The 11,308-nt window shown below is 74.1% G+C and carries 11 protein-coding genes; 5 read left to right on the top strand and 6 right to left on the bottom strand.

Features of this window, described 5'->3' with window-relative positions; genetic code table 11:
• On the top strand, positions 1-1,210 hold a 1,210-nt coding region (rny, locus tag EBM89_RS17630; RefSeq protein ID WP_122150948.1), incomplete at its 5' end, for a ribonuclease Y.
• Positions 1,211-1,289: 79 nt separating this feature from the next.
• Here the strand turns inward: rny and EBM89_RS17625 are convergent.
• The 4 genes from EBM89_RS17625 to EBM89_RS17610 all read right to left on the bottom strand — a co-directional run bounded on the left by EBM89_RS17625 (position 1,290) and on the right by EBM89_RS17610 (position 4,597).
• Entirely contained in the window at positions 1,290-2,153 is an 864-nt protein-coding gene (locus EBM89_RS17625; RefSeq protein ID WP_122150947.1) for an amino acid ABC transporter permease, read from the bottom strand.
• Entirely contained in the window at positions 2,150-2,800 is a 651-nt protein-coding gene (locus EBM89_RS17620) for an amino acid ABC transporter permease (protein WP_122150946.1), read from the bottom strand. The genes EBM89_RS17625 and EBM89_RS17620 overlap by 4 nt, the downstream gene beginning before the upstream one ends.
• 79 nt (positions 2,801-2,879) lie before the next feature.
• The gene (locus EBM89_RS17615) at positions 2,880-3,755 is read right to left on the bottom strand and encodes a glutamate ABC transporter substrate-binding protein (RefSeq protein WP_122150945.1); all 876 of its coding nucleotides are present in this window, start codon (positions 3,753-3,755) and stop codon (positions 2,880-2,882) included.
• A 68-nt stretch (positions 3,756-3,823) separates the two neighbouring features.
• Complete coding sequence (locus tag EBM89_RS17610) at positions 3,824-4,597, bottom strand: amino acid ABC transporter ATP-binding protein (RefSeq protein WP_122150944.1); 774 nt, start codon at positions 4,595-4,597, stop codon at positions 3,824-3,826.
• Positions 4,598-4,753: 156 nt separating this feature from the next.
• Here EBM89_RS17610 and miaB point away from each other — a divergent pair, with 156 nt between their 5' ends.
• Positions 4,754-6,352: a tRNA (N6-isopentenyl adenosine(37)-C2)-methylthiotransferase MiaB gene (gene miaB / locus EBM89_RS17605; protein ID WP_122150943.1), complete on the top strand. Its 1,599-nt coding sequence runs from the start codon at positions 4,754-4,756 to the stop codon at positions 6,350-6,352.
• A 32-nt stretch (positions 6,353-6,384) separates the two neighbouring features.
• Here the strand turns inward: miaB and EBM89_RS17600 are convergent, their stop codons facing one another.
• Together EBM89_RS17600 and EBM89_RS17595 are read right to left on the bottom strand one after the other, a co-directional pair.
• Complete coding sequence (locus EBM89_RS17600; protein WP_122150942.1) at positions 6,385-6,894, bottom strand: type III secretion system chaperone family protein; 510 nt, start codon at positions 6,892-6,894, stop codon at positions 6,385-6,387.
• The gene (locus EBM89_RS17595; RefSeq protein ID WP_122150941.1) at positions 6,891-7,487 is read right to left on the bottom strand and encodes a type III secretion system chaperone family protein; all 597 of its coding nucleotides are present in this window, start codon (positions 7,485-7,487) and stop codon (positions 6,891-6,893) included. Before EBM89_RS17595 ends, EBM89_RS17600 begins: the two co-directional genes overlap by 4 nt.
• A gap of 218 nt (positions 7,488-7,705) precedes the next feature.
• Between EBM89_RS17595 and EBM89_RS17590 the strand changes: the two genes are divergently transcribed.
• The 3 genes from EBM89_RS17590 to EBM89_RS17580 form a co-directional block, all read left to right on the top strand.
• Positions 7,706-8,194, top strand: coding sequence for a type III secretion system chaperone family protein (locus EBM89_RS17590; RefSeq protein ID WP_122150940.1), 489 nt, complete (start codon positions 7,706-7,708; stop codon positions 8,192-8,194).
• 10 nt (positions 8,195-8,204) lie between these two features.
• Positions 8,205-10,130, top strand: coding sequence for an HSP90 family protein (locus EBM89_RS17585; protein ID WP_122150939.1), 1,926 nt, complete (start codon positions 8,205-8,207; stop codon positions 10,128-10,130).
• Positions 10,127-11,308, top strand: a 1,182-nt coding sequence (locus EBM89_RS17580) for a tetratricopeptide repeat protein (RefSeq protein WP_500778892.1), incomplete at its 3' end; no start/stop codon positions are given. The genes EBM89_RS17585 and EBM89_RS17580, both read left to right, overlap by 4 nt.

Genomic DNA, 11,308 nt, shown 5'->3' with positions numbered 1-11,308 from the left:
CGCCGAGACGCTGGCGGAGGCCGAGCGCACCGCGGCCGAGCGGGTCGCGGCGGCGGACCGCGAGGCCGTGGAGCGCCTGGAGGCCACCTCCGGGCTCACGGCGGCCGAAGCGCGTGCGGAGCTGCTGCGCCAGCTCACGTCCGAGGCCGCGACGGCGGCCGCCGCGGCGGTCCGGCGCATCGAGGCGCAGGCCCGCCGGACGGCGGAGTCTCGGGCGCGACGCGTCGTGGCGACGGCGGTGCAGCGGACGGCGGTCGCGACCAGCAGCCAGAGCAGCGTGACGCTGGTCCCGCTGCCGTCGGACGAGATGAAGGGCCGCATCATCGGCAAGGAGGGTCGGAACATCCGGCTCTTCGAGGCGCTGACCGGCGTGAACGTCCTCATCGACGAGTCGCCGGAGCACGTCGTGCTGTCCTGCTTCGACGCGGACCGCCGCGAGGTCGCGACGGTGGCGCTCGAGGCGCTGATGGCGGACGGCCGGATCAACCCGCAGCGGATCGAGACCGCGTACGCCGAGGCGCAGGCCGGCGCCGACCACCGCAGCGAGGAGGCGGGCCACGACGCCGCCGAGCGCGCCGGGGTGCGGGGCCTGGACCCGGAGCTCGTGCGGGTGCTCGGGCGGCTGCGGCTGCGCACCTCCTTCGGGCAGAACGTGCTGGACCACCTGGTGGAGTCGGCGCTGCTGGCCGCGCAGGTGGCGGCGGAGATCGGTGCGGACGTCGACGTCGCCCGGCGCGGGGCGCTGCTGCACGACATCGGCAAGGCGCTGACCGGCGAGGTCCCGGGGACGCACGCGCAGGTCGGTGCGGCCCTGGCGGCACGGCACGGGGAGTCGGAGGTGGTGGTGAACGCCATCGCCGCGCACCACGACGAGGTCCCGGCCGAGACGGTCGAGGCGGTGCTGGTGCAGGTCGCGGACGCCCTGTCGGCGGCCCGCCCGGGTGCGCGCCGCGAGGACGTGGACCAGCACGTCGAGCGGTTGGAGCAGCTGGAGGAGCTCGTCGCGAGCCACGCCGGCGTCCGGCGGGCACTGGCGATGGCGGCGGGCCGGGAGATGCGGGTCGTCGTGGAGCCGAGCCAGGTGCCGGACACGGACCTCGGCAAGCTCGCGGTGGAGATCGCGCGGCACATCGAGCACGACCTGAGCTACCCGGGCGAGATCAAGGTGACCGTCGTCCGCGAGGTCCGCGCGAGCGCTACGGCGGGCTGACCGCACCGACGACGACGGCCGGGGTCGAGCGTGTGCTCGACCCCGGCCGTCGTCGTCTCCGGGTTGCGGTCCGGTGCGCTCAGCGCGACGCGGGCGCCGCGGGGGTGACGGTCGGGTCGACGGTGACGGTGCCCGCCGTGCGGGTGCTGCGGCCCTGGAGCCACACCGCGAGCCGGGTGAGCGAGATGTTCACGACGAGGTAGATCCCCGCGCCGACGACGAACAGCGCGACGTAGTACCGCGCCCCGAAGTACTGGGCGTTGTTCTGCATGGCCTTGAGCAGCTCGGGGTACCCGACGATGAACCCGAGCGAGGAGTCCTTGAGCAGCACCACGAGCTGGGCGACGAGGCTCGGCAGCATGGTGCGCACGGCCTGGGGCAGCTGCACGAGCAGCAGGGTCTGCACCCGGGACAGCCCGATGGCGTAGGCGGCCTCGGTCTGGCCCTTCGGCAGCGAGGCGAGCCCGGCGCGCAGGATCTCCGCGATGATCGCCATGTTGTAGACGGTGAGCCCGAACACGACCGAGGAGAACGCGTCCCAGCCGAAGCCGAGCAGCGCGAACAGCATCATGAGCAGCACGGGCAGGCCGCGGAACAGCTCGATGACGGCGGTCGCGGGGGCGCGCAGCCAGCGGTGCTGGGTGGTGCGCCACATGGCGAGCAGCAGCCCGAGGACGAGTGCGAGGGGCGCGGCGACGGCGGCGGCGCGCAGGGTGGCGCCCAGGCCGATGACGACCATGGAGCGCCAGACGTCCTCGGCGGTCTGGTTCTTCGGCGGGTCGTACAGCACGTCCCAGCGGTCGGCGCCGAACAGGCCCTGGTCCCAGGCGTACCGGAACGCGAGGGCGAGCACGCCGACGATCAGCACGGCACCGATGACGGAGCCGATGCGCTCCCGGCGGCGCGCGCGGGGGCCGGGCTCGTCGTACAGGACGGAGCTCATCGGGCGAACGCCACCTTCCGCTCGAGGACGCCGGCGAGCAGGCCGGCGGGGATCGTGATGACCAGGTAGAACAGCGCGACGCCCGCGAGGGCGAGCATGGCGTCGGAGGGGTTGGCGAGCGCGATGCGTCGTCCGGAGGCGAGCAGCTCGACGGAGGCGAACCCGGCGGCGACGGAGGTGTTCTTCGCGAGGGCGATGAGCACGTTGATCAGGGGCGGGATGACGGAGCGCACGGCCTGGGGGAGGACGACGAGGCTGAGCGTCTGCCCGAAGGTGAGGCCGACGGCGCGCGCGGCCTCGGCCTGCCCGACGGGGACGCCGTTGATGCCGGATCGCACGGCCTCGCAGACGAAGGCGGAGGTGTACGCGGACAGCGCGATGACGGCGGTCCAGAACCCGAGCGGGGTGCGGACGCCGAACTGCGGGGCCACGAAGACGAGGAAGAAGAACACGAGGGTGAGCGGGGTGTTGCGCAGCAGCTCGACGTAGGTGACGGCGAGGCCCCGCAGGGTGGCGACGGGGGAGACGCGCATCGCGGCGAGCACCGTCCCGACCACCAGGGCGATGGCACCGGAGATCACGGTGAGGCGCAGCGTGAACAGGAAGCCGCTCAGGTAGGCCGGCAGGTTGTCGGCGAGGAGATCCACGCGGGGTCCTTCTTCGGGGAGGAGCAGGGGACGTGCGGGCAGCCCGGCCCGCGCGGTCTGCGCGGGCCGGGCTCCGGTGTCAGTACCGGTCGACGGCCGGGGGCTCCGGGGTCGGCAGGACGGAACCGGCGGTGTTCTCCCACGCGGTGGTCCAGGTGCCGTCCTCGTAGCTGGCCTCGAGGACGTCGTTGATCCAGTTGCGGAACTCGGTGTCGTCCAGCGCGAGGCCGATGCCGTAGGGCTCGGCGGTGAACGGCTCGCCGCGCACCTCGAACGACGGGTCGTCGGCCGCGAACCCGGCGAGGATCACGTTGTCGGTGCTGACGGCGTCGACCTGGCCGCCGCGCAGCGGCTCGAGGCAGTCGGAGTACGCGCCGAAGGGGACGACCTCGGTGTCGGGGAAGTTCTCCAGGAGGTTGGCCTCGGGGGTGGACCCGGAGACGGTGCAGACCTTCTTGCCCGCGAGGTCGTCGGGGCCCTGGATGTCCTCGTTGTCGGCGAGCGTGAGGATCGACTGGCCGGCCTCGTAGTACGGGCCCGCGAACGACACGACCTCCTTGCGGTCGTCGTTGATCGTGTACGTCGCGATGACGACGTCGACCTGGCCGGACTCGATGAAGGACTCGCGGTTGGCGGAGATGGTCTCCTTCCAGTCGATGTCCTCCGGGGCGATGCCCAGCGCGCCGGCGATGATCTTGCCGATCTCGACGTCGAAGCCCTCGGGGGTGCCGTCGGGGCCGACCAGGCCGAACAGCGGCTGGTCGAACTTGGTGCCGATGGTGATGCTGCCGGACTCGGCGAGCGCGGCCATGGTCGAGCCCTCGGGGAAGTCCGCGGCGGCGACGTCGGAGACCTCGGGCTCGGAGGCGGCGTCGTCGGACGACCCGCCGCACGCGGTGAGCGTCAGGAGGGCGGCGGCGGCGAGGGCGATCGGTGCTGCGGTGCGGGTTCTCATCGGGAGCTCCTTGCGTCGCGGGTCGGTGCGTGTCGTGTCGGTGAGGTGCGCTCGTGAGGTCGAGCGGGTCAGTGGGTGAGGATCTTCGACAGGAAGTCGCGGGCCCGCTCGCTGCGGGGCGCGGTGAAGAACGTCTCCGGGTCGGCCTCCTCGACGATCCGGCCGCCGTCCATGAAGACGACGCGGTCGGCCGCACGGCGGGCGAAGCCCATCTCGTGCGTGACGACGACCATCGTCATGCCCTCGCCCGCGAGGGCGGTCATGACGTCGAGCACCTCGTTGATCATCTCGGGGTCGAGCGCGGAGGTCGGCTCGTCGAAGAGCATGACCTTGGGCTCCATGGCCAGCGCGCGGGCGATGGCGACGCGCTGCTGCTGGCCGCCGGACAGCTGGGCGGGCAGCTTCGCGGCCTGCGAGGAGACGCCGACGCGCTCCAGCAGCGCCATGGCGCGCTCCTTCGCCTGCCCGCCGGGGATGCGGCGGACCTTGCGCAGGCCCAGGGTGACGTTGTCGAGCACGGTGCGGTGCGCGAACAGGTTGAACGACTGGAAGACCATGCCGACGTCGGCGCGCAGCCGGGCGAGGGCCTTGCCCTCGGCGGGCAGCGGCACGCCGTCGAGCGTGATGCTGCCGGAGTCGATGGTCTCCAGGCGGTTGATCGTGCGGCAGAGCGTGGACTTGCCGCTGCCGGAGGGTCCGATGACGACGACGACCTCGCCGCGGCGCACGGTGAGGTTGACGTCCTGCAGGACGTGCAGGGCGCCGAAGTGCTTGTCGACGTGGTCGAGGACGACGAGGGGCTCGCCGGGCTGCGAGGCCGGCGCCGGAACGGGCTGTGCCATCCCTGGAACCTATGGTCCGATTGTTAACTGCGCCAGCGTTTGAGGTCACAGAACGGAAACGTTGAGGTCATGTGCTGGCCGCGCGGTGGTCAACCGGGGTGCGGGCCGGGGTCACGGCGCGGTCGGCGTCGGAGCGCGGACGTACCCTGGTCCGCGATGAGCATGACGACGACGCCCCCCGTCCTCGCCCCGGTCGACGCCCCCACGTCCCCGGCGGCGGGCGAGCCCGCGCGCACCTACCTGGTCAAGACGCTGGGCTGCCAGATGAACGTCCACGACTCCGAGCACATGGCCGGCATGCTGGAGCAGGCCGGCTACGTGGCGGCGACGCCGGAGGCCGCCGCGGCGGAGGACGCCGACGTCATCGTCATCAACACGTGCGCGGTCCGCGAGAACGCGGCGGACAAGCTCTACGGCAACCTCGGCCGGCTCGCGGGCACGAAGCGGTCGCGCCCGGGCATGCAGATCGCCGTCGGCGGGTGCCTCGCGCAGAAGGACCGCTCCGGCATCGTCGAGCGCGCCCCGTGGGTCGACGTCGTGTTCGGGACGCACAACCTCGACGTGCTGCCGGTGCTGCTGGAGCGGGCGCGGCACAACCAGGCCGCCGAGGTCGAGATCGAGGAGTCGCTGAAGGTCTTCCCCTCGACGCTGCCGACCCGTCGCGAGTCCGCCTACGCGGGCTGGGTGTCGATCAGCGTCGGGTGCAATAACACCTGCACGTTCTGCATCGTGCCGCACCTGCGCGGCAAGGAGCGCGACCGCCGACCCGGCGACGTGCTCGCCGAGGTCGCCGCGCTGGTCGACCAGGGCGCGGTCGAGGTCACGCTGCTGGGGCAGAACGTCAACTCCTACGGCGTCGAGTTCGGCGACCGGGGGGCGTTCGCGAAGCTGCTGCGCGCCGCGGGCGCGACCCCGGGCCTGGAGCGGCTGCGCTTCACGTCGCCGCACCCGGCCGCGTTCACCGACGACGTCATCGCCGCGATGGCCGAGACCCCGACGGTGATGCCGACCCTGCACATGCCGCTGCAGTCCGGCTCCGACCGGGTGCTGCGCGCGATGCGCCGGTCGTACCGCTCCGAGAAGTTCCTCGGCATCCTCGACCGGGTGCGGGCGCAGATGCCGGACGCCGCGATCACCACCGACATCATCGTGGGCTTCCCGGGGGAGACGGAGGAGGACTTCGCCGAGACCCTGCGCGTGGTCGAGGCGTCGCGGTTCTCGTCGGCGTTCACGTTCCAGTACTCGCCGCGCCCGGGCACGCCCGCCGCGGACCTCCCGGACCAGCTGCCCAAGGCGGTCGTGCAGGAGCGCTACGAGCGCCTGATCGCCCTGCAGGACCGCATCGGCCTGGAGGAGGCGCAGCGCCAGACGGGTCGCACCGTCGAGGTGCTGCTCGCGGAGGGCGAGGGCCGCAAGGACGGCGCCACCCGCCGCCTGTCGGGGCGCGCGGCCGACAACCGCCTCGTGCACCTCGCGCTGCCCGAGGGCCTCGCGGAGGCGGACCTGCCGCGTCCCGGCGACATCGTGACCGTCGAGGTCACGCACGCCGCCCCGCACCACCTGGTCGCCGACTCCGGCGCGCAGGGCGGGACGTTCGCGGTGCGCCGGACCCGCGGCGGCGACGCGTGGGAGCGCGGCGTCACCGGCGACGACGCCCACGGCGGTGACGCCTGCGGCACCGGCGGCGGGACGCCGGGCGGCCCAGCCGCACCGGTCCTGCTCGGCCTCCCGACGCTCGGCCGCGCCCCCCGCTGACGCCGCGCCGACGGCGCCCGCGCGCCCGGCCCTCAGACCTGCGGCGGCAGCAGCGTGTCGAACGACGCGAACGCCTGCACGCCCGTGCCCAGGCCGCACGAGATCAGCTGGTCCAGCTGCTCGGCGGTGACGCCGTGCTCCAGGTCGGTCGAGACCTCGGAGTAGATCGCGAGCTCGCCCTCCTCCTCGCGGAGGTAGAGCTTCGGCCAGATGCGCTCGCGGTTCCAGTCGTTGAGGGCGAGGGTGACCGCGCGCCGGCTGGCGACGGGCAGCTGCCGGTGCCAACGACCCCGGACCTGGAGGATCTCCCGCTGCTCGCCGAGCAGCAGGAACCAGAACCGGGAGTCGTTCCAGACGCCCGTGAGGTCGCCGTCCTCGTCCGTGCGGAAGTGGTAGCCGTGCTCGGACAGCGCGTCGCCGACCCGGTCCCGGGTGAGCGGCGTGGGCCGGGCCTGCGGCACGACGCGGCGCTCGGCGGGCGGCGGGGTGCTGCGGTCGCCGAGGACGCGGGACAGCCAGCCGGGGGTGCGGGGGTCGCTCACGGGGCCACCGCCGCGGGGTCCGGGTACAGCTCGTCGATCGCGTCGAAGAACGTGCTGGACGAGCTCAGCCCGCAGAACAGGATCTGGCTCAGCTGCTCGTCGGTGGCGCCGTGCTCCAGGTCGGTCGAGACCTCGGCGACCACGTGCACCATGCCGTTGTCGCGGACCCGCACGTACGCCTTCGGCCAGATGCGCTCGGCGTTCCACTCGGTGCAGGCGTCGAGCACCTCCTCGAGCCGCTCCAGCGCGACCTCGCGGTGCCACTGCCCGCGGACCTGCAGGATCTCCTGCCGCTCCCCGAACAGGAAGAAGTAGAACAGCCGCCCGCGCCACAGCCCGCCGAGGTCGCCGTCGTCGTCGGTGAAGTAGTGGAAGTCGTTGTCCCGGAACCAGCGGACCACGCGGTCCGTGCTCAGGGGGGTCGGGCGGCCGTCGTCCACGGTGCCGGCCAGGGGCGTCCCGGCGCGCAGACCGCCGCGTCCGGGGTTCACCGGGACGGGTGTCCGGGAGCCGGGTGCGCGGCCCGCGCCGCCGCCGGACCCCGAGGCGTGCTCGTCCCCGCGACGGGGGCGCCGGTTCCGGAACAGACCCATGGCCACACCATACGCGGGGCCGCGCCACCTGCCAGCGTGCGCCGCCGCGATTCACACGGTCGGGCATTTCGGGCACCCGTCTGGCCCCGGCCGGACCCCTGGTGCTGTCGGCGGTCCGGGTTAGGCTCAGTCGCAGACGGGTCCGCACGGGGCCGTCACCAGCACCGTTACCCCCCAGCGGACGGCGCCGACGTCGTCTCGAGAGCAGAAGGACGGACATGGGCTTCTTCACCAAGCCGGACGCCGCGGGCGCCGGACCCGCGCCGCAGGCGCTGTCGCACGACCGCGTCACCGCGGTGCTGGACTCGCGGGACATGCGCTACGGCGTCGACGACGACGGCGACATCGGCGGCTACTGGGACGGGCACCTGTTCTACTTCTTCCGCATGGGCGGCCAGCAGGAGTACCTGCAGACCCGCGGCCGCTGGAACCGCAAGGTCGGCATCGACCAGTTCGCCCGCGTGGTCGAGCTCGTCAACGACTGGAACGCCTCCAAGCTGTGGCCCAAGGGCTACGTGCGCCGCGAGGACGACGTCGTGGGCGTGTACGCCGAGCACACCGTGGACTACGAGCACGGCGTCACCGACGAGCAGCTGGACCTGCACCTGGCCTGCGGCATCACCACCGCCCTGAGCCTGTTCGAGCACCTGGACGAGCAGTACCCGGACGAGGCGGCCGCCGCCAAGGCCGAGTACGAGAGCGAGTGACCCGGCGCCGATGACGGACCCCGCGGCCCAGGCGTTCCAGGTCGACCTGCACGGCGTCGTCGACCTGCTCGCCCGGCACCTGTACTCCGGCCCGCGCGTCTACGTGCGCGAGCTGCTCCAGAACGGCGTGGACGCGATCACCGCGCGGCGTGCGCTGGACCCGGACGCCCCGGCGACGGTGCGGCTGCGGCCGCTCGCCGACGGGTCGCTCCTGGTCGTGGACTCCGGCGTGGGCCTGACCCGTGCCGAGGCCGAGGAGCTGCTCGCGACCGTCGGGCGCTCGTCCAAGCGCGACCTGGACCTCGGGCTGGGCCGCGAGGAGTTCCTCGGGCAGTTCGGCATCGGCCTGCTGTCGGCGTTCATGGTCGCGGACGAGATCGAGCTCGTCTCGCGCTCCGCCCGCGAGCCGGACGCCCCGGCGGTGCGCTGGCGCGGTCACGCCGACGGGTCGTACGACCTGGTCGAGCTGCCCGCGGACGGGCCGGCGCTGCCGGTGGGCAGCACCGTGCGCCTGCGGCCCCGACGGGACATGGAGCACTGGCTCGCGGGGGAGACGGTCGCGGCGCTCGCCGCGGAGTTCGGGTCCCTGCTGCCGGTCGACCTCGCGGTCGAGGTCCCGCTCAGCGGGGCCGACGCCGCCGCGCCGCCGCCCGCCGACGGCGGGCCGCGACCCGGGCACGTGTGGCGCCGGGTCTCGGCGCCCGACCTGCCGTGGGCGCGGACCTACCCGGACGAGGCCGCGCGCTCCCGTGCGCTCGTGCGGTACTGCGAGACGACCTTCGGCTTCACGCCGTTGGCGCACGTCGACCTCGAGGTGCCGCTCGCGGGCGTCACCGGGGTGGCCTTCGTGCTGCCCGCCGCCGTGCCGCCCGGTGGGGGCGGCTCGCACCGGGTCTCCCTGAAGCGGATGCTGCTGGGCACCCGGGTCGAGGGGCTGCTCCCGGACTGGGCGTTCTTCGTCCGCTGCGCCATCGACGCCACCGGGCTGCGCCCCACGGCCTCCCGCGAGCAGCTGTACACCGACGAGGTGCTGCTGGCGACGCAGGAGGCGCTCGCGGGCGCCGTGCGGGACTGGACCCTGACGACCCTGGAGTCCAGCACCACGCTCGCCCAGCAGTTCGTCGCGACGCACCACCTGGCGGTCCGGTCGCTCGCGCTGACCGACGACACGATGCTCGACCTCGCGTCGCGGATCCTGCCCTACGAGACCACCGACGGGACGCTGACCCTCGCGGAGGTCGCCGCCGAGCACGGCCGCGTCGTCTACGCGCCGACGCTCGAGGAGTACAAGCGCATCGCGCCCGTCGCGCGCGCCCAGGGCATCGCCGTCGTCAACGCCGGGTACGTCTACGACGCGGACCTGCTCGCCCGGTACGCCCGGCGCTCGCCGGGCGAGGTCCGGCCGCTCGGCGCGGGCGACATCGCCCAGGTGCTCGGCACGGTCACCCCGGAGCGCGAGCTCGCCACCCTGGACGCCGTCCGCGCGGGCGGGGACGTGCTGCGCCCGCTCGACACCGACCTCGTGCTGCGCACCTTCGAGCCCGCGAGCCTGCCGGCCGTGCTGCTGCACGACCGCGACGGCGACCACCAGCGGGACCTGCAGGCCGCGATGTCCGAGGCCGACGACGTGTGGAGCGACGTCCTCGCGGGCTTCGCTGCCCCCGCCGCGGCCCGGCAGCTCGTGCTCAACGACGCCTCCCCGCTGGTGCGCGACCTGCTTGCCGCACCCGTCGGCGAGGTCTTCACCGCGGGCCTGCGCTCGCTGTACGTCTCGGCGCTGCTGCTCGCGGGGGAGCCCCTGCGCGCGCGGGAGTCCGAGCTCATGACCGGCTCGATGTCGGTGCTGCTGCGGGCCGGGCTGGACGGCGGGCGCCGCGCCGCCGCGGGTCCGGACGACGAGGCGGCCGGGGGACCGGCCGGGGAGGAGCGGGCGTGAGCCGCACGCTGGACGAGGCCAACCGGGAGATCACCCGGGTCCGGGAGATGCCGTACGGGCTGGCCCGCAGCCAGGCCGCCGAGCGCCAGGTGCGCCTGGTCGACGCCGAGGGGCCGGACGCCGCGCGCGCCTACGCGCTGGGCACGCTGGTCGAGGCGTACCAGTGGGGCGGCGAGGTCGACCGGTCGTTCGTCGCGTTCGCGCGCCTGCTGCGCTGGTGGGACGAGCACCCCGAGCACTTCGACGCCCACGACACGCACGGCATGTTCTGGTCGTTCAAGTGGATGATCTCCGGCCTCGCGGACTTCCCGACCGTGCCCGCCGAGCAGATCGACCGCACGCTCGCCGACATGGAGCGCCGGTACGCCCTCGCCGGCAACGGCATGGACGCCGTCGTCTACGAGCGGTTCGCGTGGGCCCGGCAGCGCGGCGCCGCCGACGTCGAGGACGCCTACCAGGCGTGGATCGCGACGCCCCGCGACGACTTCTCCCAGTGCGAGGCGTGCGACCCCGGCGACCGCGCGGCGTGGCTCATCGCCACCGACCGGGTCGAGGAGGGCATCCGGCTCATCGAGCGGACCCTCACCGAGAACCCGTCGTGCGCGTCCGAGCCCGCCGACATGCTCTCCTACCTCGCCGAGGCGTACCTCGACACCGGCCGTCCCCGCGACGCCGCGCGCGCCCACCGCCAGGCCGTCGCCGCGCTCGCGCAGGCCGAGTCCGACATGGTCGGCGCCCGGGGTCGCCGCGTGCGCCTGCTCGCCCGGGGCGGCCAGGTCGACCGCGCCCTGCGGGCGATCGAGGCGGATCAGCAGTACCTGACCGGCGGGGACACCCCGTACTCCCGCCTCGCGTTCGGGCGCCTCGTCGGCTCCGCGACCCACGTGCTGCGCGAGGCCGGGCACGGGGAGCGCGCCGTGCGCCTCACGGCCGTGCCCGCCGCGACCGTCGCCGAGCTCGACGACTGGCTGCGCGCGCAGGTCGACGCGCTCGCCGCGCAGTTCGACGCCCGCAACGGCACCCCGTCGGAGAGCGAGTCGGTCGCGCGCGCCTGGAGCGCCCGCCCCGCCGCCGACGCCCTCGACCTCGACGTGCTGCCCCGCGGCCTCGCGACCGCGACCCCGGGCGGGCCGTCGCTGTCGGCGCCGCTCGACGCCGGGCTGCTCGACGGCCTCGCC

Source organism: Cellulomonas triticagri (assembly GCF_003696205.1).
GTDB lineage: Bacteria > Actinomycetota > Actinomycetes > Actinomycetales > Cellulomonadaceae > Cellulomonas > Cellulomonas triticagri.
The sequence above is the reverse complement of the archived record's forward strand: the minus strand, read 5'-3'. Positions and strand labels throughout refer to the sequence as shown.

Bases quoted from the DNA above. Each gene is read 5' to 3' on its own strand.
- EBM89_RS17625 (WP_122150947.1), bottom strand. From the start codon at position 2,153: ATGAGCTCCGTCCTGTACGACGAGCCCGGCCCCCGCGCGCGCCGCCGG.
- EBM89_RS17615 (WP_122150945.1), bottom strand. From the start codon at position 3,755: ATGAGAACCCGCACCGCAGCACCGATCGCCCTCGCCGCCGCCGCCCTC.
- EBM89_RS17610 (WP_122150944.1), bottom strand. From the start codon at position 4,597: ATGGCACAGCCCGTTCCGGCGCCGGCCTCGCAGCCCGGCGAGCCCCTC.
- miaB (WP_122150943.1), top strand. From the start codon at position 4,754: ATGAGCATGACGACGACGCCCCCCGTCCTCGCCCCGGTCGACGCCCCC.
- EBM89_RS17595 (WP_122150941.1), bottom strand. From the start codon at position 7,487: ATGGGTCTGTTCCGGAACCGGCGCCCCCGTCGCGGGGACGAGCACGCC.
- EBM89_RS17590 (WP_122150940.1), top strand. From the start codon at position 7,706: ATGGGCTTCTTCACCAAGCCGGACGCCGCGGGCGCCGGACCCGCGCCG.
- EBM89_RS17585 (WP_122150939.1), top strand. From the start codon at position 8,205: ATGACGGACCCCGCGGCCCAGGCGTTCCAGGTCGACCTGCACGGCGTC.